The following is a 23646-nucleotide window of genomic DNA, read 5'->3' on the forward strand; positions in this document are numbered from 1 at the left end:
CATCGTGCCCATACCACCATCAGCCACCACCACCCGCGAAGCCAAAGCCTCACGGAGAGCGTCGACTCGCTGGGCGCGGGTGTCGGACGGAAAAGGGGATGAAGCCATGGGTCTACTCCCGGGGTGCGACGGCTGTCGGCTTTGGCGGCTTCCGCGCAGGCGGAGCCCGTCCGGTCAGCCTAGCGACCTCCGGCCGGATTGCCGGGAGCGTTTCGGGGTGTGGACAGCCGTAGACTCGTCTCCGGCCTCAAGGGCGTCGATATGACCCTCCCTCGTTCGGCAATATCGAACAGAGGTACCACGGAGGCGGACAGGCGGGAGGCAGCCCCATGGCCCGGACCATTCAGTCGCTGGAGCGTGCGGCCGCGGTGCTGCGGCTTCTGGCCGGCGGGGACCGACGGCTGGGGCTGTCCGACATCGCCTCGTCGATTGGGCTGGCGAAGGCCACCACCCATGGCCTGTTGCGCACCCTCCAGCAGGAGGGGTTCGTCGAGCAGGACCCCCGCTCCGGGAAGTACCAGCTCGGCGCGGAGCTGCTGCGGCTGGGAAATAGCTACCTGGACGTCCACGAACTGCGCGCCAGGGCGCTGGTCTGGACGGACGACCTGGCCCGCTCCAGCGGGGAGAGCGCCTACCTGGGCGTCCTCCATCAGCAGGGGGTGCTGATCGTCCACCACGTCTTCCGCCCGGACGACAGCCGGCAGGTGCTGGAGGTCGGGGCGATGCAGCCGCTGCACAGCACCGCACTGGGAAAGGTGCTGGCGGCCTTCGATCCGGTGGCCCGCAACGCCGTCGACGACGGAGAGCTGACGGCGATCACCGGGCGCACCCTGACGAGCCGCGAGGACTTCGAGCGGGAAATGGTGCGTGTGCGGGCCCTGGGCTGGGCAGCGGACCTGGAGGAGACCTGGGAGGGCGTGGCGTCCGTCGCCGCGCCGGTGCTGGACCGGCGCAGGATGCCGGTGGGCTCCGTGGCGATCACGGGAGCGGTGGAGCGCGTGGTGGACGACGGCGCTGTCCGTCCGCACCTGGTGGCGGCGGTCCGGGAGTGCGCGCGTGCCGTCTCCCGCGATCTGGGCGCCGGGCGCTTCTAGGTCATCTCGGACACAATGGGCGCCATGGCGGGAAACGTGACGCTTGCCCCCTTGACGCCGGGCACTCACGGCGGAAAACTGCCGTTCATTGGTCGACAATGTCGAACGCCGGACGGATGTCGATCGGGTTCCGCTTCCTGACCTCACGGACAAAGGAGTCGCGGTTGTCCAGCTTCGACATCTTCATCGGCGAAACCATCGGCACCACCGTACTCATCCTGATGGGCGGCGGGGTCGTGGCCGGTGTCATCCTCAAACGCTCGAAGTCCTTCGGCGCCGGCTGGGTCGCGATCGCCTTCGGCTGGGGCCTGGCGGTCATGACAGCCGTGTACATCGCGGGCCAGGTCTCCGGCGCCCACATCAATCCGGCCGTGACACTGGGCATCGCCCTCGACACCGGAGACATCTGGGGCCAGGTGCCGTACTACTTCGCCGGCCAGCTCCTGGGCGCCATGCTCGGGGCCACCCTGTGCTGGCTCGCCTACTACGGACACTTCCGGGCCCACCTGCGGGACCGTGAGATCGTCGGCGGCTCGGGGGTGCCCGGGCCCGAGGCGCTGGAGGGGGAGCAGCCCGTCGAGGAACGCCCCGCGGCGCGGCGGGACGAGCCCGGCCCGGTGCTGGCCATCTTCGCCACGTCCCCCGAGATCCGCGTGACCTGGCAGAACCTGGTCACCGAGATCATCGCCACCACCGTCCTGGTTCTCGCGGTCCTGCGGATCGCCCTGGACGAGAACGCACAGGTCTCGGGCCTCGGCGGCCTGCTCGTGGCCCTGGTCGTCGTCGCGCTCGGTCTGAGTCTCGGCGGCCCGACGGGGTACGCGATCAACCCGGCCAGGGACCTGGGGCCGCGCATCGTCCACTCGCTGCTCCCCCTGCCCAACAAGGGGGGTTCGGACTGGAGCTACGCCTGGGTGCCCGTCGTCGGACCGTTCACCGGCGGAGCCCTGGCAGCCCTCGTCCACCAGCTCGCGTTCTGACCGACCGCCCGACCCCATCAGGAGCCCCTCATGAGCGACCACCGCGACCCCGCCTTCTCCAGCGCCCCCCGCGAGTACATAGCCGCCATCGACCAGGGCACCACCTCCAGCCGCTGCATCGTCTTCGACCGGGACGGCCGCATCGTCTCGGTCGACCAGAAGGAGCACGAGCAGATATTCCCCCGGCCCGGCTGGGTCGAGCACGACGCCAAGGAGATCTGGGCCAACGTGCAGGAGGTGGTGGCCGGCGCCCTGGAGAAGGGCGGGATCTCCCGGGAGGACGTCAAGGCCATCGGCATCACCAACCAGCGGGAGACCACCCTGCTGTGGGACAAGAACACCGGTGAACCGGTGCACAACGCCATCGTGTGGCAGGACACCCGCACGGACGCCCTGTGCCGCGAGCTCGGCCGGAACGTCGGGCAGGACCGCTTCCGCCGCGAGACCGGTCTTCCGCTGGCGTCCTACTTCGCCGGTCCCAAGATCCGCTGGCTCCTGGACAACGTGGACGGACTCCGGGAGCGCGCCGAGGCCGGCGACATCCTGTTCGGCACGATGGACTCCTGGGTCATCTGGAATCTCACCGGCGGCGTGGACGGCGGCCGGCACGTCACCGACGTCACCAACGCCTGCCGCACCATGCTGATGAACCTGCGGACGCTGGACTGGGACGCGCGCATCCTCTCCTCCATGCAGGTGCCCGCCGCCGTCCTTCCCGAGGTGCGCTCCTCCGCCGAGGTGTACGGGCACGCCAGGGGCGGCGCGCTGGACGGGGTCCCGGTCGCGTCCGCCCTCGGCGACCAGCAGGCCGCGCTGTTCGGCCAGACCTGCTTCGCCGAGGGCGAGGCCAAGTCGACCTACGGGACCGGTACCTTCCTGCTGATGAACACCGGCCACGAGGCCGTCAACTCCTACAACGGGCTGCTGACCACCGTCGGCTACCGCATCGGCGACGAGCAGCCCGTCTACGCCCTGGAAGGGTCCATCGCCATCACCGGCGCCCTGGTCCAGTGGATGCGCGACCAGATGGGGCTCATCAACAGCGCCGCGGAGATCGAGACGCTGGCCGGTTCTGTCGAGGACAACGGCGGCGCCTACTTCGTCCCGGCCTTCTCCGGTCTCTTCGCGCCCTACTGGCGCTCGGACGCGCGGGGGATCATCGCCGGCCTGACCCGGTACGTCACCAAGGCGCACATCGCCCGGGCGGTGCTGGAGGCCACCGCCTGGCAGACCAGGGAGATCGTCGACGCCATGCAGAAGGACTCCGGGGTCGAACTCACCGCGCTGAAGGTGGACGGCGGCATGACCTCCAACAATCTCCTGATGCAGAACATCGCGGACTTCCTCGACGCGCCGGTCGTCCGCCCGATGGTCTCCGAGACGACCTGTCTCGGCGCCGCCTACGCCGCCGGGCTGGCCGTCGGCTTCTGGTCGGACACCGAGGAACTGCGTGCCAACTGGCGCCGCGCGGCCGAGTGGACACCGCAGATGGACCCGCAGCGCCGGGAGAGCGAGTACAAGAACTGGCTGAAAGCCGTCCAGCGGACGATGGGCTGGCTGGACGACGAGGAGAACTGACCGAGATGACTTCCCCGACCGCCGGCCACGGTGCCGCCCGCGGGACCTCGTCACGCTCCCGGACCAGGGAGCGTCTGGCGCACTCGCCCCACGACCTGCTGGTCATCGGAGGCGGCATCCTGGGCACCTCGGTGGCCTGGCACGCGGCGCAGGCCGGGCTGCGGGTGGCGATGGTGGAGGCCGGTGACTTCGCCGGCGCCACCTCCTCCGCGTCCTCCAAACTCGTCCACGGCGGGCTGCGCTACCTGCAGACCGGATCGGTCCGGCTGGTCGCCGAGAACCACCAGGAACGCCGGGTGCTGGCCCGGGACGTGGCACCCCATCTGGTGAACCCGCTCACCTTCCACCTCCCGGTCTACAAGGGCGGCCCGCACGGCGCCGCCAAGCTCGGGGCCGGAGTCTTCGCCTACTCGGCGCTCTCCGCCTTCGGCGACGGGGTGGGCCGGGTCATCTCCCCCGCGAAGGCGGCCGCGGCGAACCCCGCGCTGCGCACCGAGAACCTGAAGGCCGTCGCCGTCTACGGCGATCACCAGATGAACGACGCGCGAGTGGCCGTGATGACGGTGCGCGCCGCCGCGGCGGCCGGAGCGACCGTCCTCAACCACGCGGAGGTGACCGGGCTGCGCACGACCGGCGGCCGGGTCACCGGCGCGGAGGTGCGCGACCGGGTGGACGGCACGGAGTTCGGGGTGAACGCCCGGCTGGTGCTCAACGCCTCCGGCCCCTGGGTGGACCACCTGCGGCGCATGGAGGATCCGGGCGCGGCGCCCAGCGTCCGGCTCTCCAAAGGGGCGCACCTGGTGCTGCGCACCACCGCACCGTGGCGTGCCGCCCTGGCGACGCCTGTCGACAAGCACCGCATCGCGTTCGCCCTTCCGTGGGAGGGCCATCTGCTGCTGGGCACCACGGACGAGCCCTACGAGGGTGATCCCGGCGAGATCCGCGCCACCGAGCCGGACATCCGCCAGATCCTGGACGAGGCCGCGCTCTCCGTCCGGCCGGAGCAGCTGTCCCGGGACCTGATCACCTACGCCTTCGCCGGGCTGCGGGTGCTGCCGGGCGGGCCGGGCGCGGTCACGGCCGCCAAGCGGGAGACCGTCGTGACCCGGGGGCCCGGGGGGATGCTGTCGGTCGCGGGCGGCAAGTGGACCACGTACCGGCACATCGGCCGGACGGTCCTGGACACGCTGGCCGCACTGCCCGGCGGCCCGTTCGGGACCGGCGGCCCGCCGTCGGCGGACCTGGTGCGCAGGGTGCCGCTGCCGGGTGTGGCCAATCCCGGCGCGGTCGCGCACCGGCTGCTGGCGGAGGACGGGCCGGGCGCCGTCACGGACCCGGAGGTCGCCCGGCACCTGGCCACCCACTACGGCTCTTTGGCCTTCGACATCGCCGCGCTGGCCGACGAGGACCCCGCCCTGGGCGAGCGCATCCATCCCGGCGGCCCGGACATCCTGGCCCAGGTCGTCCATGCCCGGGACCACGAATGGGCGCAGACGGTGGACGATGTGCTGCGCCGTCGCACCACCGTGACGGTCCGGGGGCTGGACACCGAGGACGTCCGCGCCGACGTGGCCCGGATCCTGGCAGCCGGCGGCTGATCCGTTCCCCTGGAGGTTCCTTCGCGGTGCCGGGCGGGGGCGTTCCGCGGAGGGCGAAGCCCCGGTCAGGCGTACGACGGCTGCGTGGTGGGCACGGTGACGCCGTAGGCTGAGCGGCACGGAACGGATCTGTCAGCCGGGCCGGCGGCATCAGCCCCGCCCCGGCCGGAAGGAGGCGCTGGGTGATCGAGCTCGAGGGGGTTCCCGAGCTGGTCGACCCGGTCATGGTGGCCGCGTTCGAAGGCTGGAACGATGCCGGCGACGCCGCCTCCGCCGCGGTCGCCCACCTGGAACGGGAGTGGAAGGGCGAGGTGTTCGCGGCGCTGGACGCCGAGGACTACTACGACTTCCAGGTCAACCGCCCGCACATGTGGCTGGACGGCGGGGTCCGGCGGGTCACCTGGCCCACGACCCGGCTGTCCGTGGTCCGCATCGGCGAGGAGCAGGGCGGCGGCAGAGCCCGCGATCTCGTCCTGGTGCGCGGCATCGAGCCCAGCATGCGCTGGCGTTCGTTCTGCAACGAGATCCTGGGGTTCGCCCACGAACTCGGGGTGGAGATGGTGGTGGTCCTCGGCGCGCTGCTCGGGGACACCCCGCACACCCGGCCGGTTCCGGTCACCAGCGTGACCTCGGACGAGAGCCTGGCCCGTTCGCTGGACCTGGAGGAGTCCCGCTACGAAGGGCCGACCGGGATCGTTGGCATCCTTCAGGAGGCCTGCGCGCACGCCGGGTTCCCGGCGGTCAGCCTGTGGGCCGCGGTGCCCCACTACGTCTCCCAGCCGCCCAACCCGAAGGCGACACTGGCCCTCCTGCACTCCCTGGAGGACCTGCTCGGGCTGTCCGTCCCGCTCGGGGAGCTGCCGGAGGAGGCGCGTGCCTGGCAGCACGGGGTCGACGAGCTGGCCTCGGAGGACAGCGAGGTCGCCGAGTACGTGCAGTCGCTGGAGGAGGCCCGGGACACCGCCGAGCTTCCGGAGGCCTCGGGCGAGGCCATCGCCAAGGAGTTCGAGCGCTATCTGCGGCGGCGGGGCGGCGGCCAGGCCCCGGGCGAGCCCGGCGGGGGGCCGAGCAGCGGCCCGGGCTCCTACCTGCGTGATCCGGGCAGCGGGCGGACCCGGCCGGCCCGTCCGCCGTCGGGGAACGACCCGGAGCCGCCGGAGCCGGGATCCTCGGATCCGGGCGGCTCCGGCGGCGGGCCGGCCGGCGGCTAGAGCGCCACTCCGAGCAGGGCGTCGGCCGCCCGGGCGGCGACTCCGGGTGCCCCGGGGTCGTCGCCGCCGTCCCGGTGCTGCGCTTCGGACCAGCGGTCGAAGGCGGCCAGGGCGGCGGGGGCGTCCAGGTCGTCGGCCAGGGCCGACCGCATCTCCCGCAGCAGCCGGTCGGCCGGCGGGCCGTCGGGGCGCGAGACGGCGGCGCGCCACCGGGCGAGCCGGGCGGTCGCCCGTGTCAGGTCGGCGTCGGTCCACTCCCAGTCGCTGCGGTAGTGGTGAGCCAGCAGCGCGAGCCGGATCGCCGCCGGGTCGACGCCGTCCTTGCGCAGCCGGGAGACGAACACCAGGTTGCCCCGCGACTTCGACATCTTCTCCCCCTGGTACGCCACCATGCCGGCGTGCACGTAGGCCCGGGCGAAGGGGTACCGGCCGGTCAGGGCCTGGGCGTGCGAGGCGCCCATCTCGTGGTGCGGGAAGACGAGATCGGAGCCGCCGCCCTGGATGTCGAAGCCCATGCCCAGCAGGTCCAGCGCGATGGCCACGCACTCGACATGCCAGCCGGGGCGGCCGGGCCCCAGCGAGGCCCCGTCCCAGGACGGCTCGCCGGGCCGGGCGGCCAGCCAGAGCAGCGCGTCGAGCGGGTTCTTCTTGCCCGGCCGGTCGGGGTCGCCGCCCCGCTCGGCCGACAGGGAGAGCATCCGGTCCGCGTCCAGTCCGGAGACCTCGCCGAAGTGGGGGTCCGCGGCGACGGAGAAGTAGACGTCACCGTCCAGGGTGTAGGCGGCCCCGGACTCCAGCAACCGCTCGATGACCGGAACGATGAGCGGTATCGACTCCACCGCCCCGACGTACTGCCGGGGCGGCAGCATCCGCAGTGCCGTCATGTCCTCGCGGAACAGCACGGTCTCCCGTTCCGCCAGGGCCGTCCAGTCCTCGCCGGTGGCCCGGGCCCGCTCAAGGAGCGGGTCGTCGATGTCCGTGACGTTCTGGACGTAGTGCACCTGACGCTTGTTGTCCAGCCACACGCGCTGCACGAGGTCGAACGCGGTGTAGGTGGCCGCGTGCCCCAGGTGGGTGGCGTCGTAGGGGGTGATGCCGCAGACGTAGAGCCGGGCGACGGGGCCCGGGGCGAGGGTGACTCGCTCGCCTGTGGCGGTGTCGTGGATCCGCAGGTCGCTGCCCTGACCGGGCAGAACGGGGATCTCGGAAGCAGGCCAGGCATGCATGCCCCGAGCCTAACCGGCCGAAGGCCTGCCGCCCACAGGGCCTCGTCCGCTCCGGCCCGCTCAGCGGTACCGGCCCTCGAACCAGCGGCGGGCCGCGTCGGTGTGCAGCGGGAAGGCGAGCTCCCGCGGGGCCCGGAGCAGTTCCCAGCCCTCGGTCTCGTCGGTGGGCCGCGGTGCCGGCAGTTCACCGGCGGGCCGTTCGGGGAGCAGTCCGAAGACGAGCAGGTGGCCGCCCCGGGAGCTGAGCACGTCCGCCTGCCGCACGTCCGCGGCCTGCGCGGTGATGCCGGTCTCCTCCGCGAGCTCCCTGACCACGGCCTCCTGCCAGGTCTCGCCGTGGTCGATGAACCCCCCGGGCAGGGCGAGGAGGCCGCGCCCGGGCTGGATCGTGCGCCGGACGACCGTCAGGGCGGCGGGGCCGTTCCCGGTGCCGACGGGCAGCAGGGCCACGGCCACGGGCAGCGGATTGCGGTAGGAGGTCCGCCCGCAGCGCTCACAGGTGCGCGGCCACCCGGCACCGGGCGGGAAGCGGAAGCCGCAGAAGGAGCAGTGGGAGTCGGCGGCCGGAGGCGCGTCGTCGTGGGCGGAGATCGGCACGAGGGGAAATCTATCCCGCTTCCCGCTCGCCCCGGCCCCGGCGGGTCGCCGGCAGCCGGGGCCGGGCCGTGTGGATCAGCGTCCTGACGGCGTTCCGGGCCGCGGCCCCGGGAGCGCCGGGGCGGAATCCGAGCAGAACCGCTACACCGGGGGCCAGGGGATAACGGGCCACCTGCCGCCCGGTGCCGGGTGCCTGCCCGTGGTCAGGAGCCGGGCCGTCCGCTCCCGCAGGGCCCGGCACTCGTCCGGACCGAGCAGCGAGGCGAGCTCGGCCGACAGCGGGCTGCCGGGGTCCTCCAGCGTGTCCGACAGCTCCCCCAGGACCGCCATGGCCTCGGGCGGCAGCGGTTCGCCCGCCCAGCCCCACAGCAGGGTGCGCAGCTTGTCCTCGGTGTGGAAGGTCACGCCGTGGTCGATGCCGTAGAGCCGGCCGTCGGGCAGCGGCAGGAGGTGCCGGCCCTTGCGGTCGGCGTTGTTGATGACCGCGTCGAGCACTGCCATCCGCCGCAGCCGCTCGTCGTCGGCATGCACCAGGAGTGCCGTGCGGCCGGGGGCCGTCTCGGCGTAGCCGATGGCCTTCCAGCCCGGCCCGGGCTCGTCGCCGTCGACCAGGGCCAGCAGGTCACCGGCGGGCCGCGAGTCTTCCCCGGAGCCCGGTTCCGGACCCACCCACAGCTGGCACATGCCCTCGCCGTGCGGCCCGTCGCGCAGCACGGTCGGCGGGACCAGCGGCCAGCCCAGGGCACGCGAGACCGTGTAGGCGGCGACCTCCCGCCGGGCCAGCGTGCCCTCGGGGAAGTCCCACAGCGGGCTCTCCCCGGCGACCGGCTTGTAGACGCACGGTGCCCGGCGTCCGTCCAGCTCGGCGGTCGCGAAGAGCACCGCGTTGGAGGCGTCCACGACGCGCCCGTGGACGGTCAGCCGGCCCCGGGAGAGCAGCAGCTCATCCGCCGTCAGGCCGGGCTGCGCCGGTATCCGTTCTGGCGCGGACATACGTGTCCCTCCGGGTCGAGCGGCAGACTGCACAGGGGGCAGGGCGGGCGGCCGGCGTTGACGACCTCCAGGGCCCGCTTGGCGAAGGCCCGTCCCATCGTCCCGCTCAGCCGCACCCGCAGCATCGGGGGGCCGTGCTCGTCGTCGCGCAGCAGCCGCTCCTCGGCCTCGGCGAACTCCTCCTCGGAGTCCGCCTCCAGTTCTACGAGGGCCTGGGCCTCGACGACCAGCCGCTCCTCGTCCCCGTCCCATGCCAGGGCCATGGTGCCGACCCGGAACTCCTCCTCGACGGGGGTCTGCAGCGGCTCGGTGTCGTGGAGTTCGGGGGGCGCGACGGCGGGCACCGAAGCGCTGCCGCCGGTCCGGCGCACCACCTCGTCCAGGAGTTCGTCGATGCGTTCGGCCAGCGCCTCGACCTGGGCCTTCTCCAAGGCGACGCTGGTGGTACGGCCCGCCGCCGTCGCCTGCAGGAAGAAGCTGCGGCGGCCAGGCAGCCCGACCGTGCCGGCGACGAAACGGTCCGGGGGGTCGTAGAGGAACACCTGACGGGACACCTACTGCTCCGTGGGGTCGGTTGGCTGGGTCACTGGCACCCTACTGCGCCCGGCGATCACCGCGCCTAGGCACCGCCGCCCACCGGAGCGTCGTCGCTCCCCTTCCGGCCGTCCGGATGCCCGGGGTCCTTCGCGGCGGCGGGCGCGAGGCCGGTCAGGTCGCCGGTGTCGCCGAACCTCAGCAGGTAGGGGCGTTCGGGGGTGTAGCGCAGGGCGGTGACCGAGGAGGGGGCGGGAAGCAGCCGCTGGAAGAGGTCGAGGTGCAGGCCGAGCGCGTCGGCGGCCACGGACTTGATGATGTCTCCGTGGGTGCACATCAGCCAGACCGCATCGGGGCCGTGCTCCTCGCGGACCCGCTCCGACCACTCGCGGACCGCCTCCACCGCGCGGTGCTGCATGGCGCGCAGGCTCTCCCCGCCGGGGAAGACGGCCGCGGAGGGCTGCCGTTGCACGGTGGCCATCAGCGGCTCCTCCGCCAGCTCGGCCAGCTGACGGTTGGTCCAGGTGCCGTAGTCGCACTCGGCTATCCGCTCCTCGGTGTGCACCGGCAGATCGGGCCGTTCGGCACGCAGCGGGCCGAGGGTCTGTGCGCACCGTTCGAGCGGGCTGTGCACGGCGACGGCGAGCGGGATGCCGGCCAGCCGGCCCGGCAGCGCGGCCGCCTGTTCCTCTCCCGTCGCGTCCAGGCGGACGCCGGGCGTGCGCCCGGCCAGCAGCCCGTCGGTGTTCGCGGTGGACCGTCCGTGGCGTACCAGGAGCAGGGTGGGCATGCGGCCAGCCTAACGAGTCCGCGCACGGCAGCCTCGGCACCCCGGCTGTGCGGGCCGCGTGCCGGCCGGCGGATGGCGGCGGGCTTCAGAGGGGCAGATCGTCGGGCAGCAGCCGGAACGCCTTGTGGCGCCCCAAGGGCCGGACGGCCCGGAAGTCGCGGCGGTCGAGGGTGAGAACGGCGTCGGTGTCGTACTCGGCCGCGAGGGCCACGTTCACGGCGTCCGCCAGGTCGAGGTCGAGAGCACGGTAGCGGGCGCGCACCGACTGGGCGGTGTCCAGGTGATCCTCCGTCACCCCGGGGACGACGACGCGTCCCCGGCGCATCCAGTGCCGGATGTCGTCCACGGCGCTGAGTGCGGCGTCACGGCCGAGTTCGCGGGTGGCCACGTGATCGATCTCCGCGAGCAGCAGCGGGGACATGACCAGCAGCCCCGCGGCCATGATCGCTTCGCCAGCCGCCCGGTGCTCGGCGTGGGAGGAGTCGAGCGCCGCGAGGAGTCCGGAGGTGTCCGCGACGACGATGATCACGCGGCGGTTCCGGACCCGGTCTCCCGGCACACCGCGTCGGCGACGGCGTCGCGCACGTCGCGCGTGGACGGAGTCCGGCCGGAGCCCTCGAACGTGCGGGAGAAGAGAGGCTCGTCCCACACCTGGTTCGCCATGGCGGCGAGGTGGATGCCCTGCCGGATGATCTCGGCCTCGCTGATGCCGCGCCGCTTGGCCGCCTCCTTGATGAGAGCGAGGTCTTCCGGGTCGGCATAGACATTGGTCCGCTTCATCGACATGTACCAACCCTAGCGTATGTACCACCTCGGGCCCATGCGCCCGGATTCCTTCGCGGCGCCGGGGAGGGGCCGGAAGGGGGCGGCGGGCTCCGCACCCCGGAGCGGAACCGTCGCCCCTCCGCACACCGGCGAAGGGGCGACGACACGGCGCGGGTCCGGGTCGCGCCGGGACGTGTCAGGCCAGGCCGGCGCGCTCCATCGCCTCGACGCCCGCGCGCAGCGAGGTGAGCCGCTCCTCCAGGGTGAAACCGGCGGGCGCCAGCGACAGCGTGGTGACCCCGGCCTCCGCGTAGGCCTGCATGCGGTCGGCGATGCGGTCCACCGAGCCCAGCAGCGTGGTGGAGTCGATGAGCTCGTGGGGAACGGCCGCGGCGGCGCCGTCCTTGTCCCCCGACAGGTAGCGGTCCTGGATCTCGGCGGCCGCCTCGCCGTAACCCATGCGCTGGGCCAGCCGGTTGTAGAAGTTCTGCTTGCGGCTGCCCATGCCCCCGACGTACAGGGCCGTGTAGGGGCGGAACTGGTCGGCCAGCGCCTCGACGTCGTCGCCGATGGCCATCGGCACGGTGGGCACCACGTCGAAGCCCTCCATGGTGGCCCCGGCCTTCTCACGGCCGGCGCGCAGCGCGGAGAGGGTCGTCTCCTCGGCGTGCTCGGGGGCGAAGAAGATCAGCAGGGCACCGTCGGCGATCTCGCCCGTCTGCTCCAGGTTCTTCGGGCCGATGGCCGCGATGTACAGGGGGATGTGCTCGCGCACCGGGTGCACCGTGAGCTTCAGGGGCTTGCCCGGGCCGCCGGGCAGCGGCAGGGTCCAGTGCTCGCCCTCGTGGGTGAGGCGCTCGCGGGACATCGCCTTGCGGACGATCTCCACGTACTCGCGGGTGCGGGCCAGCGGCTTGTCGAACTTCACGCCGTACCAGCCCTCGGAGACCTGCGGCCCGGAGACGCCGAGGCCCAGCCGGAAACGGCCGCCGGTCAGCGAGTCGAGGGTGGCGGCGGTCATCGCCGTCATGGCGGGGGCGCGGGCGGGGATCTGCAGGATGGCCGAGCCCACGTCGATGCGCTCGGTCCGGGCCGCGACCCAGGCGAGCACGGTGGGGGCGTCCGAGCCGTAGGCCTCGGCGGCCCAGCAGACCGCGTAGCCGAGCTTGTCGGCCTCCTGCGCGACCGCGAGATTGTCCGCGTCCATCCCGGCACCCCAGTACCCGAGGTTGATCCCGAGTCGCATCGCACTCTCCTCTTACCGATCAGTAACCTATATGTCCCCACGGACTCTAGCGTGGGGCCGAAGTACGCTCAACGGCCATGGACCTCAGGCACCTGGGCCGGACCGGCCTGCGCGTATCCCGGCTCGGCCTCGGCACCCTCACCTGGGGGCGGGGCACCGGTGAGCGGGAGGCCGCTGATCTGCTGAAGACCTTCTGGGAGGCCGGAGGCACCCTGCTGGACACCGCCGACGTCTACGCGGACGGAGGCGCCGAGTATCTGCTGGGCCGCCTGCTGAGCGATCTGGTCCCGCGCCGGGACCTGGTCATCGCGACCAAGGCCGGCAGCGTACCCGACCCCGACCGCCGGTTCGACGCCTCACGCGGCCATCTGCTGGCGGCCCTGGACGCTTCACTCGAACGGCTGGGCACCGACTACGTCGACCTGTGGCAGATCCACGCCTTCGACCCGGACACCCCGCTGGAGGAAACGCTCCAGGCCGTGGACATCGCGGTGGCCAGCGGCCGCGCCCGCTACGCCGGGGTGTCCAACTTCTGCGGCTGGCAGCTCGCCAAGGCCGCCGCCTGGCAGCTCGCCGGGCCGGGCACCAGAACCCGGCTGGCCAGTACCCAGATGGAGTACTCGCTGCTGCAGCGCGGTATCGAGCGGGAGGTGCTGCCCGCCGCCCTCGACCTCGGCGTCGGCCTGCTGCCGTCCTCCCCGCTGGGGCGCGGCGTCCTCACCGGCAAGTACCGCCACGGCACCCCGCCCGGCTCCCGGGGGGCCTCCGACCGGATGGCGGCGTTCGTCGCCCCCTACCTGGACGAGACCGCCTCCAGGATCGTGGACGCGGTGGCCACCGCCGCCGACGGCCTGGCCGCCACGCCCCTGCAGGTCGCGCTCGCCTGGGTCCGGGACCGGCCCGGGGTGGTCGCGCCCATCCTGGGCGCCCGTACCCGCCAGCAGCTCGGTGCGGCGTTGTCGGTGGAGGAGCTTAGCCTTCCTGAGGAAATCTGCCGGGCGCTGGACGACGTGTCGGCCCCGGTGCACCACTACCCCGACCACGACTGGAGCGCGCTGTGACCTCCCAGAGCCAGCCGGCACCGGCCGCCGGCGACCCCGGCGGCCCGCAGGACAAGGCCGCGGAGCTGCTGGCCGCGGTGCGCGCCGTGGAGAGCGGCGAGCGCCCGGCCTCGTCGTTCTTCTCCCGTCCCGAGCCCGCCCCGGCGCCCCGCCGGGCCCCGCGGGTCTCCCCCGCACCGCCCGGCGCGCCGGTTCCCGCGCCCGCCGAGGTGCCCGAGCTGCTGGCAGGGGCGGGCGCCCCGCCGGAGCTGGCCCCCGCCGTGGTGGCCGCGCTGGGGGCCGGGGCCGCGGACGAGCTGCGGGCGGACCCCTGGCAGCTGCTGGCCGTCGAGAACGTGCGGCCCGAGCAGGCCGACGGCTTCGCGCGCGCCCTGCTGGGCGAGGCGTGCGGGCCGGGCGACGAACGGCGCGTGACCGCCCTGGCGGGATGGCTGATGGAGCGCGCGGCCCGCGCCGGGCACACCGCCCTGGACGCCGGCGCGCTGGCCCGCGGGCTGGCCCGGTACGCCGTGCCCGACCCCGAGGAGGCCGTGCGCACCGCCGTCACCTCCGGCGCGGTGCTGGCCTTCCAGCACTCCGCCGGGACAACGCCGGCGGCGGGAAGCGAGGAGGGCGACGAGGAGCCGGTCCGGATGCTGCTCGCCCTGGAGCACTGGGCGGCCGCCGAGGAGAGCCTGGCCGACGGCCTGATGCGGCTGATCAGCACCTTCCGGGCACCGGCGGCGACCGGCGACGCGGGCGGCGGGGCCGCGGAGCCCTCCGGCGACTCGTTCGGCGAGTCGGCTCCGGCACCGGACGCCGTGGCGCCTGTGGCCGCCGAACGGTGGGAGGCCGCCGCGGGTGCGGCCGGCTCGCCCTCCGCCGCCGAGCTGATCCGGGCCGTGGCGGCTTCCGGCCTGGTGGTGCACACCGGCGGCGAGGCGGCCAGGGCCGAGCCCGCCGAACTGGCCGCCGCCGCGCACGGGCTCGGCCTGCGGGCCTGCGTGGCGGCCCACCACGAGGACGGCCGCCGCCGGGCCGCCGGCCAGGCGGGAGGGGCTGAGGCTGTCACGGTGGCGGGGCTGCTGTCCGGCCGGGAGGGCCCCGGGAGAGATGCCGAGGGCGTGCTCGAAGTGGACCTGCTCGTGGTGCTGGACTCCCCGCAGCTGACCGTGGAGACCGCCGCCGCCCTGGTGGAGCTGCTCCCCGACGGCGCCCGGCTGGTGCTCAGCGGGGATGTGAACGTCCTGGGCGCCGCCGGGCCCGGGCAGGTGCTCGGCGATGTCCTGGCGGCCGGCGTCTGCCCGCGGGTGGTCTCCCGGACCCCGGACCCCGGCCCGCTGGGCGAGCTGGTCTCCGGCGTCGGCATCGGGGAGCTGAACGAGGTGGAGGCGCCCGGCAAGGAGATCGTGATCGTGCCGGTGCGCGATCCCGGGGAGGCCGTGCACCGCACGGTCCAGCTCGTCACCGAGTCGATCCCGCGGGCCTTCGGCGTCGAGCCCGGGACAGCGCAGGTGATCACCGCCGGGCACGGCGGGCCGGCGGGCACGCGGGCGCTGAACGCCGCGCTCAAGCAGGCTCTCGCCCCGGGCCCCGGGGCTTTCGGCGGGTTCGACCCGGGCGACCGGGTCGCCCACTCCCCCGTCCCCGGCCGCACCAGGGCGGCCACCGTGGTCGCGGCCGACGGCGAGGGCCTGGTCCTGCAGGACGGCGACGAGCGTTTCACAGTCCCCAGGGAGCGCGTGGAGGCCACTGTCCGGCACGGCTGGGCGATCACCGCCCACCAGGCAGCCGGTGTCCGCTGGCCGGCGGTGGTGGCAGTGGTGCCCGCCGACACCGGGCCGGTCGTCGACCGCTCCTGGATCTGCACGGCGTTCAGCCGCGGCGAGCGGCATCTGTCCGTGGTGCAGGGCGCGGGCCCCGGTCTGGCCCGGGCCGTCTCCCAGCCGCCGGCCGGCTCCCGCACGACGCGGCTGGCCGACCTGCTGCGGGAGCAGGCCGGCCAGGTGCCGCCCGGGGCACCGGCACCGGGCGGCACCGGCGGCGCCTAACGCCCGGTGCCGATGTCGTCCTCGTCGAACGCCTCGCTGATGTCGAAGCGGCAGATGATCCGCTCGGGGTCGGCGGTCCTGAAGGGGGTGGACAGCCACTCCCCCGGCTCCTCGGGCTCCTCACCCGCCGTCACCCACAAGGTGGCATCGCCCTCTTCGAGGCCGAACTCGGCGTGACGGCTGGCGATCTCGTCCGGCTCGAACTCGCCGAAGAGCACCCCGAGGGCGGCCCGCAGGCTGTGCCCGGCGGCGGCCTCGGTCTCCTCCGGGGCCTCCTCCTCGGTTCCGACGCTCTCCGGGTCGAGTTCGGCGATGCGCCGGGCCTGCGCCATCAGCCTGCGCGGCTCCGTCACGGCGTAGTCCCGGCGCATGAACACGCTGAGGAAGTCCGGGTCCTCCGGGCCCTGGTAGACGGCGCCGCCGTCCGTCACGGGCACCTCGAAGGGGGTGACCTCGTCGTAGACCTCGTACAGCAGCTCGTCGTACACCTCGCCGGCGGCGGCCACCTCGTTGAACGCGGTGAAGACCTCGGTATCCGCCTCAGGGCTGTCGTCGGCGGCCGCTTCCCGCCGTTCGATCGCTTCGAGGTGCCGGTCGAGCGCCTGCTTCAGCGCATCGGCCGCGGCGCGGACTTCGGCAGCGGTGTGCTGCACAGCATCAGACATGAGGCAGACCGTATCGGCATTCTGGGTCACGACGCACAATGGATTCGATGCTGGAATACGAGTTTCGCGACATGTACGTGCCGCGGGGGGTGTCCCGGACGGCCGCCACGCGCCTGCTGACCGAGCACGCCGAGTACGGCCACTGGGAGCTGGACCGGCTTCGCCTCTACCCGGACGGCAGCCGCCGGGTCAGACTGCGCCGCCGCATCATCCGCCAGGTGCGCGCCACCTGGTGAGGCGGAAGGGGACATGAACAACGCCATGGAGTGGGCCCGCCGGACCTCGGCAGAACTCACTCCATGGCGTGACACCGTTGCGTGTCAGGCGCGCTGCGCCGCCCGGCCGCGCCGGTACAGGACGAAGCCGCCGGCCAGCAGGCCCGCACCGAGCGGCAGGGCTGCCCCCATGCCGGTGCCGGTCTCGGCCAGCGTGCCGTCCATCACCGGGGCGGCGGCCGGGGTCTCGTCCTCGCTCGCGACCGGGGCCTGCGGGCGCGGAGCGGCCGGGGCATCCTGCTCGGGCGCCTCGGGAACCGCCTGCTCCGGCGCGCCCGGCTGCTGCGGGGCGGGGGCCGGAGCGTCGGGACGGCTCGGGCTGCCCGGCGCCGACGGCTCACCGGGCTGCGACGGCTCTCCCGGCTGGCCGGGCTCCGAGGGCCGGGCGGGGGCCGCGTTGTTCCCGCAGGCGGTGTCGCCGGCCGGGTTGAGCACACCGACGATGTCCGCGGTGTTGCCGCAGACGTTCACCGGGACGTGCACCGGGGCCTGGATCACGTTGCCCGAGGCCACACCGCCGGAGCCCTGCGTGGCCGCCTGCGCGGTGGAACCGCTGCCCGCCGACGAGGAACCGCCGTCGGCGTAACCACCGGAGGAACCGTTCACGCACTCGACGCCGACCGCGGGGTTGAGCAGGCCGATGACGTCCACGGTGTTGCCGCAGATGTTCGCCGGCACGTGCACCGGGATCTGGACGGTGTTGCCCGACAGCACACCCGGCGAGCCCTGGGCCGCACCGTGAGCACTGGAGTCGGCGTGGGCCGCACCACCCGACACCGCGAACACGCCACCGGCGGCGGCCACGGTGATGAGGCCCTTCCTGGTGATCTGTCGCATAGTTGTTTCCCCTGCCTCTTCGCTTCTGGGATATGGAGGCGGGCCGCGGAACCGTCCGCGCCCGCCCTGAGAGACGGACGGCCCCGGAGCGCATGGCACGCACTCCGGGGCCGCCCGGTGTCAAGCCCTCATGGAGTGGGGCCGAACGTCACTGGTTGACGCAGGCAGCGCCGAAGGCGGGGTTCAGCACACCGATGACGTCAAGGGTGTTGCCGCAGACGCTCGCCGGGATGTGGACCGGAACCTGAGCCACATTGCCGGACAGGATGCCCGCGGAGTCGAGGGCAGCACCCGAGGCATCGGCGTCCGCGACAGCGGCACCCGCGCCCGCCAGGACCAGACCACCGGTAGCGGCCGCGGCAGCGACGACCTTCTTGATCATTCTTCCTCCTTGTTGACAACCGCGATGCCAGCCGGGCACCGCATCACGTGTAACGAGGGGAATCCTGCGAAGCTACGAGGGCAGGAGATCATTCACTCTTCCTGCGTAATGCCGTACACCCGAACGATCAGCACTGGTCGAGGAAGCGGTCCAGCACCCGCACCCCGAACTGCAGCCCGTCCACCGGCACCCGCTCGTCCACGCCGTGGAACATGCCGGCGAAGTCCAGCTCCGGCGGGAGCTTCAGCGGAGCGAAGCCGAACCCGCGGATGCCCAGGTCGTCGAAGGACTTGGCGTCCGTGCCGCCCGACAGCATGTAGGGCACCGCCCGCGCGACGGGGTCCTCGGCCTGCAGAGCGGACTGCATGGCGGCCACCAGCGGCCCGTCGAAGCTCGTCTCCAGCGCCTTGTCCGCGTGGATGTCCTCACGGCGCACCCGCGGGCCCAGGATGCGGTCCAGGTCGGCGAGGAACTCCTCCTCGTAGCCGGGCAGGAAACGCCCGTCGACATGGGCCGTCGCCTGACCAGGGATCACATTGACCTTGTAGCCGGCGCCGAGCTGGGTCGGGGCCGCCGTGTTCTGCAGTGTGGCTCCGATGATCTTGGCGATTCCGCCGAGCCTGGCGAGCGTCTCCTCCATGTTCTCCGGGTCCAGTTCGGTGCCCAGCGCGTCGGAGAGCTCATCGAGGAACGACCGCACGGTCTTGGTGACCCGCACCGGGAAGGTGTACCGCCCCAGCCGCGCGACGGCCTCGCACAGCTCGGTGATGGCGTTGTCGTTGTTGGTCATCGAGCCGTGCCCGGCCGTGCCGTCCACGGTCAGGCGCATCCAGTGCATGCCCTTCTGCGCGGTCTCGATCAGATAGAGCCGCAGGTTCTCGTTCACCGTGAAGGAGAAGCCGCCCACCTCGCTGATCGCCTCGGTGACGCCCTCGAACAGGTCCGGGTGACGGTCCACCAGATACCGGGCGCCGTGCTTCCCGCCGGCCTCCTCGTCGGCGAGGAACGCGAGCACCACGTCACGCGGCGGCTTGCGCCCGCTGCGCAGCCGCTCGCGGACGACCGCGAGGGTCATGGCGTCCATGTCCTTCATGTCGACCGCGCCACGGCCCCACAGGCAGCCGTCGGCGATCTCCCCGGAGAAGGGGTGGTGCGTCCAGTCGGAGGCGTTGGCCGGCACCACGTCGGTGTGGCCGTGGATGAGGAGGGCGGGCCGGGAGGGGTCCTCTCCCTCGATCCGCGCGACGGTCGAGGCCCGCCCCGGCTCGGACTCGAAGATCTGCGGCTCCAGGCCCACCTCGGCGAGCTTCTCGGCCACGTACTCCGCGGCCGCCCGCTCGCCGGGCCCCGATCCGTCGCCGTAGTTGCTGGTGTCGATCCTGATGAGATCCCGGCACAGATCGACGACCTCCTGCTCCGCGGTGCCCGGACGGCCGGGGTCGTTGCTCGGCTGGCTCACGCTGCCTCCTCCTGAGTGGGGTCCCGCCCATCCTCCCCGCTCCGGCCGCCCTCCCCCAAGGTCCGGGTCCGAGCCGCGGCCGGGAGCGGGGCGGCCGACGTGATCAAGCAGGCCGGGTCTTTGCTATGGTTTCCCCGTCGCCGCGGCCCCCGGCCGCGCACACCGGTCCGGGTGGCGGAATGGCAGACGCGCTAGCTTGAGGTGCTAGTGCCCGATTACGGGCGTGGGGGTTCAAGTCCCCCCTCGGACACTCACACAGACTCCAGTTCACCTGGGTTTCAGCCACCAGGGGTCCGCCGTGACCAGCCGGTGTCCGTCAGCGATCGTGGCCGACTTGCCGGCGCCTCGCGGTCCCTCACCCACCCAGATACGGCCCTCCCCGCCCACGCTGGCCATAGCCGCGACGAGTCACAACAGCAGCAGCCCGAGGGGCCATCCGCCAAGCAGCCCTTCGAGCGAACGTCCGGGGACGTTGCAGGGGCACAGCGAGGCACTCACGCCGTGTTTCGTGTGCTTCCCGGAGGACTCGGGCTGGTCGGCGGCGGTGCGGGCGAGCGCCAGGAGCGTCTCGTCCAGCAGAACGTACGCCTACGAAGGAGCCCCCCGGGCCGCCTCATGCGGGGTGGGGCAGGCGAGGCGAGGAGGGCGACGGCCTCGCGGATAGCGGTAGCCGGTGGTGGTCCCGCTACCGAACCCGGCCGCAAGCTGAACGTAGGGATGGCTGTTGCGGAGGTGAGCGAGCACCAGCCGAGCCTCCCGACCGGCGCTCTCCTCCAGCGTGAACCAATCGCCGCGCGGTGCGCGCAAGGCGGCGGGCGAGGTAGCGCGAGTGCGAACTGGACAGGTCCAGCCAGGACGGGTAGACAAGCACGAGGAAGCTCCCGGTCGAGCGAGTGACCTTGGTCGTGAACTCATCTAAGCGTTGTCCCGTAACTCCGGGCATAGGCCAGTGGGACACGGAAGGTAGATCGGCTTGTCCGGTTGCGCCCGGACTTGCGGCCTCAAAGGGATCCCGGCCAAGCAGGTCGAACCGGACACCGGCAAGCGGTCTCCAGAGTTACGGGACAACCCTTACCAGGAGCTCCACCTCTGCCCCACCAGACACGTTGGAACAGGCTCAGCATTTCGTTCTGTCCTGTAGCGACATAAACGGCGGATGGCGGCCGGGAATTGAACTAGCAGTTCGTATGGTGTCACGCTGGGCAGCCACGGAGGGGATATAACCCTTTGGGTCCATGGGCAGTAACGCCGAGCCTTTCTGGCAGCCGGAAGGATCGCCACTTGCGGCGGAGGCGACCGTAGCTCGAAGACTCGCGATGCGCGCCTTTACGAGTTGGCAAACGAGGCCGGAAAGCCGGTAGCCAACAGCACTGAGCAGCACGTCGGCTCAGTTCCGACTGGGACCGGGGTACGGATTGCAGGGCGCCATAACATCGAATCGAGCGCACACAAAGGCCCCTGCTTTGACAGGCGCAGAACAAGGAGCAAGTACCGGCGCACGAAAATGGAGTCGCACATCATGGCCGTCTTTGAGATCGCATTTTTCTCTGCGCTTGCCAGCGTGGCCGGGCTCACGGCCATGGACTACCGCAATTCACTTGATCGATTCGGTAGAACCATTGCCTTCATGGCGCTCACTTCTCCCGAAAAGGTGGACCGAACCATCGCGAGAGTGATGGCGGGAGGGGCGATGATCATCTTCACCGTTTGGGCTCTACTAGCTGTTGTGCGGTTGATCTTCCCTGGCGCCATGAGCATTGACTGAGGCAATGAACTCACCGACCGACCGGGACCCTGGAAGCCACCCGCCACCACAAGCGCGCCGGCGAAACCACCACCATGCGCAGCAATGACAGCATCAACCTCCTCTTCAACGCCCCCCAGGGAACCGCACTCATTACTGTCAGCTTTCTCGCCGGCCAAGGCATTGACATCCAGCAGCGAACAGGTATGTACTCGGACATACGACTTCGGCGCTGAAGTCCGGTTCAGGTCTGGCTTCGGTGCCAGTTGCACATAGGTGACCTAAATGCATGTCGAAGACATTGTACTTCTTCTTCTTTTCTATTTTCGTGATCTGGATAGGATTGAAGGTGCTCTTTAACGTTGGAGGGATGGCTGATCGATCGAATGAGAGCCAACGTCGCAGTCTTGCTGACCTGATGCCACCCCATCTTCTGGCCAAAGTCAATGTACGCCTGTATGCGTCGGTGGGCGTGCTCCTCGGTTTCGGCATGCTCTTGATGAGCATTCTTAGGATCCTGGGCATCGCAGAGGCCAAGAGGCGAGGGATGGGGTGAGCGCAGGTAGGGCGTCGGCAACGTTCCCGATGCAGCACCCCACACGGACCCCACCTCGGACTACCTGACCAAACAGGAGACGCAAAACAACTGCAGCCATGAGACTGGTATTTTTCTACCCAACTCTCTTGCCGGCCATGGTTCGACGCCTCTTCGAGGACATTGATCCAATCTTTCATGATGGGCCACCAACTTCCTCCGCTGCCCATCACGTTGGTGGGAGATGATGGCGGTCGCCACGCTGGATCCATGCACATAGCAGTAGGCGCAGGATGCGGAGAGACCGCTCTCGGCGCAAATGAAACCCGGGCCTTGCGGTTGTTCACCCTCGGCAGGCGCGGGAGAAGCAACCATATCTTCAGGCCGAAAACACAAGGCGGAACAATCATTATCTTTCAGGTCGTATTCTTTCTCGCCATGGCGAGCATTTTCGGCTTGGTGGCGCTGGATTACCGTGACTCAATCGAGCGATTCACGGGGATCATATCCCTTGCGTCTTCCGCCGACAAAGACAATATACACAGGGGGGTCGTGAAACAAATTGCGGCCACCGGCTGTCTGATATTTCTCGGCCTGGGGCTTGTAATTGCGCTGGACGGGGTTTTCCCCGATAGATAGCAACCTCAGTTGATGGCACGCGTCCGAGTTGCTTGCCGACCGTCTTGGCCGACAGGTGCTCAGGCCTTCCTGGCGGAGAGATCGTCGCGAGGTGCGGAGCAATGCTCTTGACGGCCCCACTGAGCGCATCTGTCGCCGTCGAAACAGGAGACCCTTCGAAAGGGATAGGTATCGGGGTGAATTTCTTCGGCTGCTACCTGCAGGTGGAGATTTCACGGCATCGGGTCACGCCCTCTACGGATTAAGGTTGAATCTTGAGGCAGCAATCAATCGCGACGGCAGCCTCGTGTAAAGTGCAGGGGCAGCGCAGTACGAGCCTTGACTGCAAGCGCTGGAGTCGGAGCGGAAGACACCGTTGGCTTCAGACTAAACCAGACTTGGACGTGCAACATTCGCACTGGGCGCAACGGATGGCAAATCGTGGCAGTTTCACCACCACTCAAAGGAGAGAATCAAATCCCCTTTCTCATTGGAGCCGCCCTTATCATCCTGGGAATTTCGATGGCATCCAACCTGGCAGGCCTTGCCGATCGAATTGCCAGCAGAAATGCCGAGACCGAGGAAGATTGGCTTATTGAAGCACACAAAATGAAGCGCCTTGGCGCATTTGCCGCCATGACGGGTGCGGCCTATATTGCCGGCGTTCTGATTTTGTTCTGAGTGTAATACTCCGCGCGTCTCCCTCGCCCACCAAGGAGTGTTCCTGCCGCCGTTTCGGCTGGCCGAGAACCTGACATTCTGCGCATGGCGACGGTTGAAACTCGCGACCACCGTGCCAGGTATGGCAACACCACTGTGCAGGCGTTCCCGCGCTGGTGCTGCCTCTGGTCCTGTACTCCAGCGATCCAGTAGCGCTCGCCGCAATAGGCGTGGGGGCGATCTGGTTCGGCACACGGTCGTCCCGTGTCCGGTATCGGGGAGAATTTCTCCGGCTGCTACCTGGGAACTCAAACACCCACCGGGAAGGAAGAAAGGGGCTTCGAAGGCGGTCGGTATGGGATGCCAGCCGGGCCTGAAGCCCATCGCGTTCGGTTGACAGGGTGGAGGACCGGAAGCGGCAGGTGCACGCCGGGCAACGTGGAGGGACGGCCTCCCATCAAGGCGGGCCTGTGGCTGGGGCCACCTGCACGATGATGCTTCTGGCCGCGATCGGGGCGCTACTGGCCGCGTGCCGCGTGCCGCGTGCCGCCAGGATCGTGCTGACCGCCACGCTGACGCTGTCCACGGTGGGCTACCTGCTGTTCACCCAGGTGCGCCTCGGATGCCAGTGCCCTGATACTGACCGGTTTCGGCCTCGTCTACCTCGGGCTCGGGGCGATCGCTGCCCTGGAACGGATCTGGTGGTCGGAGCCGCGCCGCCGGAGAAGGCCGATTCGGCCTCCGCGATGTCGGACACCGTGCAGGAAC

Annotated in this window: 24 protein-coding genes and 1 tRNA gene; 13 read left to right on the forward strand and 12 right to left on the reverse strand. The window is 71.1% G+C overall.

Annotated elements, in window-relative coordinates; translation table 11 throughout:
* Nucleotides 1-329 precede the first annotated feature (329 nt).
* The 5 genes from ABD299_RS24050 to ABD299_RS24070 all read left to right on the forward strand — a co-directional run bounded on the left by ABD299_RS24050 (nt 330) and on the right by ABD299_RS24070 (nt 6461).
* Complete coding sequence (locus ABD299_RS24050; protein WP_344266609.1) at nt 330-1094, forward strand: IclR family transcriptional regulator; 765 nt, start codon at nt 330-332, stop codon at nt 1092-1094.
* 164 nt (nt 1095-1258) lie between these two features.
* The gene (locus tag ABD299_RS24055; protein ID WP_344266612.1) at nt 1259-2074 is read left to right on the forward strand and encodes an MIP/aquaporin family protein; all 816 of its coding nucleotides are present in this window, start codon (nt 1259-1261) and stop codon (nt 2072-2074) included.
* A 30-nt stretch (nt 2075-2104) separates the two neighbouring features.
* Nucleotides 2105-3652 (forward strand): glycerol kinase GlpK, encoded by a 1548-nt coding sequence (gene glpK, locus ABD299_RS24060; RefSeq protein ID WP_344266615.1) that lies wholly within the window; start codon nt 2105-2107, stop codon nt 3650-3652.
* A 5-nt stretch (nt 3653-3657) separates the two neighbouring features.
* The gene (locus tag ABD299_RS24065; protein WP_344266618.1) at nt 3658-5250 is read left to right on the forward strand and encodes a glycerol-3-phosphate dehydrogenase/oxidase; all 1593 of its coding nucleotides are present in this window, start codon (nt 3658-3660) and stop codon (nt 5248-5250) included.
* 182 nt (nt 5251-5432) lie between these two features.
* A complete protein-coding gene (locus tag ABD299_RS24070; protein ID WP_344266621.1) occupies nt 5433-6461 on the forward strand; it encodes a PAC2 family protein in 1029 nt (342 codons plus the stop codon).
* On the opposite strand, the gene mshC is transcribed toward ABD299_RS24070, so the two are convergent.
* The 8 genes from mshC to ABD299_RS24110 form a co-directional block, all read right to left on the reverse strand.
* The gene (mshC, locus tag ABD299_RS24075) at nt 6458-7687 is read right to left on the reverse strand and encodes a cysteine--1-D-myo-inosityl 2-amino-2-deoxy-alpha-D-glucopyranoside ligase (protein ID WP_344266624.1); all 1230 of its coding nucleotides are present in this window, start codon (nt 7685-7687) and stop codon (nt 6458-6460) included. The genes ABD299_RS24070 and mshC overlap by 4 nt on opposite strands.
* A gap of 60 nt (nt 7688-7747) precedes the next feature.
* A complete protein-coding gene (locus tag ABD299_RS24080) occupies nt 7748-8284 on the reverse strand; it encodes an NUDIX domain-containing protein (RefSeq protein WP_344266627.1) in 537 nt (178 codons plus the stop codon).
* 141 nt (nt 8285-8425) lie between these two features.
* Nucleotides 8426-9277, reverse strand: a complete 852-nt coding sequence (locus ABD299_RS24085) for an SCO1664 family protein (protein WP_344266630.1) — start codon at nt 9275-9277, stop codon at nt 8426-8428.
* Complete coding sequence (locus tag ABD299_RS24090) at nt 9238-9831, reverse strand: DUF3090 domain-containing protein (RefSeq protein ID WP_344266633.1); 594 nt, start codon at nt 9829-9831, stop codon at nt 9238-9240. Before ABD299_RS24090 ends, ABD299_RS24085 begins: the two co-directional genes overlap by 40 nt.
* A 65-nt stretch (nt 9832-9896) precedes the next feature.
* Entirely contained in the window at nt 9897-10601 is a 705-nt protein-coding gene (locus ABD299_RS24095) for a histidine phosphatase family protein (RefSeq protein WP_344266636.1), read from the reverse strand.
* 85 nt (nt 10602-10686) lie between these two features.
* On the reverse strand, nt 10687-11130 hold the full coding sequence (locus ABD299_RS24100) for a PIN domain-containing protein (RefSeq protein WP_344266639.1): 444 nt from the start codon (nt 11128-11130) through the stop codon (nt 10687-10689).
* Nucleotides 11127-11387, reverse strand: a complete 261-nt coding sequence (locus ABD299_RS24105) for a ribbon-helix-helix domain-containing protein (protein WP_344266642.1) — start codon at nt 11385-11387, stop codon at nt 11127-11129. Before ABD299_RS24105 ends, ABD299_RS24100 begins: the two co-directional genes overlap by 4 nt.
* A gap of 175 nt (nt 11388-11562) precedes the next feature.
* Nucleotides 11563-12612 carry an LLM class F420-dependent oxidoreductase gene (locus tag ABD299_RS24110; RefSeq protein WP_344266644.1) on the reverse strand — a complete coding sequence of 350 codons (1050 nt, stop codon included), beginning with the start codon at nt 12610-12612 and terminating at the stop codon, nt 11563-11565.
* Between the two features lie 77 nt (nt 12613-12689).
* Here ABD299_RS24110 and ABD299_RS24115 point away from each other — a divergent pair, with 77 nt between their 5' ends.
* Nucleotides 12690-13673, forward strand: a complete 984-nt coding sequence (locus ABD299_RS24115; protein ID WP_344266646.1) for an aldo/keto reductase — start codon at nt 12690-12692, stop codon at nt 13671-13673.
* Entirely contained in the window at nt 13670-15703 is a 2034-nt protein-coding gene (locus tag ABD299_RS24120) for a helix-hairpin-helix domain-containing protein (protein ID WP_344266649.1), read from the forward strand. The genes ABD299_RS24115 and ABD299_RS24120 overlap by 4 nt, the downstream gene beginning before the upstream one ends.
* Here the strand turns inward: ABD299_RS24120 and ABD299_RS24125 are convergent.
* A complete protein-coding gene (locus tag ABD299_RS24125) occupies nt 15700-16368 on the reverse strand; it encodes a hypothetical protein (protein WP_344266651.1) in 669 nt (222 codons plus the stop codon). The two genes, ABD299_RS24120 and ABD299_RS24125, sit on opposite strands and share 4 nt — an antisense overlap.
* Before the next feature lie 47 nt (nt 16369-16415).
* Here ABD299_RS24125 and ABD299_RS24130 point away from each other — a divergent pair, with 47 nt between their 5' ends.
* Nucleotides 16416-16604: a DUF5703 family protein gene (locus ABD299_RS24130; RefSeq protein ID WP_344266654.1), complete on the forward strand. Its 189-nt coding sequence runs from the start codon at nt 16416-16418 to the stop codon at nt 16602-16604.
* A gap of 84 nt (nt 16605-16688) precedes the next feature.
* Here the strand turns inward: ABD299_RS24130 and ABD299_RS24135 are convergent, their stop codons facing one another.
* The 3 genes from ABD299_RS24135 to ABD299_RS24145 all read right to left on the reverse strand — a co-directional run bounded on the left by ABD299_RS24135 (nt 16689) and on the right by ABD299_RS24145 (nt 19321).
* On the reverse strand, nt 16689-17480 hold the full coding sequence (locus tag ABD299_RS24135; RefSeq protein WP_344266657.1) for a chaplin family protein: 792 nt from the start codon (nt 17478-17480) through the stop codon (nt 16689-16691).
* Between the two features lie 148 nt (nt 17481-17628).
* Nucleotides 17629-17862, reverse strand: coding sequence for a chaplin (locus tag ABD299_RS24140; protein WP_344266660.1), 234 nt, complete (start codon nt 17860-17862; stop codon nt 17629-17631).
* A 127-nt stretch (nt 17863-17989) separates the two neighbouring features.
* Nucleotides 17990-19321, reverse strand: a complete 1332-nt coding sequence (locus ABD299_RS24145) for a M20/M25/M40 family metallo-hydrolase (RefSeq protein WP_344266663.1) — start codon at nt 19319-19321, stop codon at nt 17990-17992.
* A gap of 165 nt (nt 19322-19486) precedes the next feature.
* Here ABD299_RS24145 and ABD299_RS24150 point away from each other — a divergent pair.
* The 5 genes from ABD299_RS24150 to ABD299_RS24175 all read left to right on the forward strand — a co-directional run bounded on the left by ABD299_RS24150 (nt 19487) and on the right by ABD299_RS24175 (nt 22899).
* Nucleotides 19487-19571, forward strand: a tRNA-Leu gene (locus tag ABD299_RS24150).
* A 1269-nt stretch (nt 19572-20840) separates the two neighbouring features.
* Nucleotides 20841-21086 (forward strand): hypothetical protein, encoded by a 246-nt coding sequence (locus ABD299_RS24160; RefSeq protein ID WP_344266666.1) that lies wholly within the window; start codon nt 20841-20843, stop codon nt 21084-21086.
* A 268-nt stretch (nt 21087-21354) separates the two neighbouring features.
* Nucleotides 21355-21621, forward strand: a complete 267-nt coding sequence (locus tag ABD299_RS24165) for a hypothetical protein (protein ID WP_344266669.1) — start codon at nt 21355-21357, stop codon at nt 21619-21621.
* A 249-nt stretch (nt 21622-21870) separates the two neighbouring features.
* Nucleotides 21871-22239 (forward strand): hypothetical protein, encoded by a 369-nt coding sequence (locus tag ABD299_RS24170; protein WP_344266672.1) that lies wholly within the window; start codon nt 21871-21873, stop codon nt 22237-22239.
* A 420-nt stretch (nt 22240-22659) separates the two neighbouring features.
* Nucleotides 22660-22899: a hypothetical protein gene (locus ABD299_RS24175; RefSeq protein ID WP_344266675.1), complete on the forward strand. Its 240-nt coding sequence runs from the start codon at nt 22660-22662 to the stop codon at nt 22897-22899.
* The last annotated feature ends 747 nt before the right edge of the window (nt 22900-23646 follow it).

The organism is Streptomyces sodiiphilus (genome assembly GCF_039529215.1).
GTDB classification, from domain to species: Bacteria; Actinomycetota; Actinomycetes; order Streptomycetales; family Streptomycetaceae; genus Streptomyces; species Streptomyces sodiiphilus.

Coding starts and splice junctions, on each gene's coding strand:
- ABD299_RS24170 (WP_344266672.1), top strand. CDS start 21,871: ATGCACATAGCAGTAGGCGCAGGATGCGGAGAGACCGCTCTCGGCGCA.
- ABD299_RS24105 (WP_344266642.1), bottom strand. CDS start 11,387: ATGTCGATGAAGCGGACCAATGTCTATGCCGACCCGGAAGACCTCGCT.
- ABD299_RS24050 (WP_344266609.1), top strand. CDS start 330: ATGGCCCGGACCATTCAGTCGCTGGAGCGTGCGGCCGCGGTGCTGCGG.
- ABD299_RS24160 (WP_344266666.1), top strand. CDS start 20,841: ATGGCCGTCTTTGAGATCGCATTTTTCTCTGCGCTTGCCAGCGTGGCC.
- ABD299_RS24140 (WP_344266660.1), bottom strand. CDS start 17,862: ATGATCAAGAAGGTCGTCGCTGCCGCGGCCGCTACCGGTGGTCTGGTC.
- glpK (WP_344266615.1), top strand. CDS start 2,105: ATGAGCGACCACCGCGACCCCGCCTTCTCCAGCGCCCCCCGCGAGTAC.
- ABD299_RS24130 (WP_344266654.1), top strand. CDS start 16,416: ATGCTGGAATACGAGTTTCGCGACATGTACGTGCCGCGGGGGGTGTCC.
- ABD299_RS24115 (WP_344266646.1), top strand. CDS start 12,690: ATGGACCTCAGGCACCTGGGCCGGACCGGCCTGCGCGTATCCCGGCTC.
- ABD299_RS24085 (WP_344266630.1), bottom strand. CDS start 9,277: ATGTCCGCGCCAGAACGGATACCGGCGCAGCCCGGCCTGACGGCGGAT.
- ABD299_RS24065 (WP_344266618.1), top strand. CDS start 3,658: ATGACTTCCCCGACCGCCGGCCACGGTGCCGCCCGCGGGACCTCGTCA.
- ABD299_RS24125 (WP_344266651.1), bottom strand. CDS start 16,368: ATGTCTGATGCTGTGCAGCACACCGCTGCCGAAGTCCGCGCCGCGGCC.
- ABD299_RS24110 (WP_344266644.1), bottom strand. CDS start 12,612: ATGCGACTCGGGATCAACCTCGGGTACTGGGGTGCCGGGATGGACGCG.
- ABD299_RS24135 (WP_344266657.1), bottom strand. CDS start 17,480: ATGCGACAGATCACCAGGAAGGGCCTCATCACCGTGGCCGCCGCCGGT.
- ABD299_RS24165 (WP_344266669.1), top strand. CDS start 21,355: ATGTCGAAGACATTGTACTTCTTCTTCTTTTCTATTTTCGTGATCTGG.
- ABD299_RS24095 (WP_344266636.1), bottom strand. CDS start 10,601: ATGCCCACCCTGCTCCTGGTACGCCACGGACGGTCCACCGCGAACACC.
- mshC (WP_344266624.1), bottom strand. CDS start 7,687: ATGCATGCCTGGCCTGCTTCCGAGATCCCCGTTCTGCCCGGTCAGGGC.